Genomic DNA, 521 nt, shown 5'->3' on the forward strand with positions numbered 1-521 from the left:
CAGCCGTCGCTGGACCTCGAAACCCTGCTGCACAAACCGGCCTTTCTGCAGCTGTCGCCTGACGGCAGCGGCATTCACGGCCAGATCTACCGCGCCGCGCAAGGCGATTCCGGCAAGCGCCTGACCCGTTATTCGGTGACCCTGCGTCCGCAACTGGCGTATCTCGCGCACCGCATCAACCAGCGCATCTTCCAGAACCTCAGCGTGCCGAAGATCATCGGTCAGGTGCTGGAAGAGCACGGCATTCAAGGCAACGCCTACGAATTCAAGACCGGCTCGATCTACCCCGAGCGCATCTACTGCGTGCAATACGACGAGTCGGATCTGCACTTCATCCAGCGCCTGTGCGAAGAAGAAGGCATTCACTTCCACTTCCAGCACAGCGCCAACGCGCACAAGTTGGTGTTCGGCGACGACCAGACGGTGTTCCCGAAACTGGCCCCTGTGCCCTATCAGCAAGACTCCGGCATGGTCGCCAGCAACCCGGTGATCAAGCGCTTCGACCTGCGCCTGGAAACCCG

General features: G+C 61.2%; 1 protein-coding gene. It reads left to right on the plus strand.

Features of this window, described 5'->3' with window-relative positions; all coding sequences use genetic code 11:
* A partial coding sequence (gene tssI / locus AAEZ10_RS27190; protein WP_350571773.1) for a type VI secretion system tip protein TssI/VgrG occupies positions 1–521 on the plus strand: 521 nt, incomplete at both ends.

This window comes from Pseudomonas sp. H26/SER47-MNA-CIBAN-0231 (genome assembly GCF_040310465.1).
Lineage (GTDB): Bacteria > Pseudomonadota > Gammaproteobacteria > Pseudomonadales > Pseudomonadaceae > Aquipseudomonas > Aquipseudomonas atacamensis.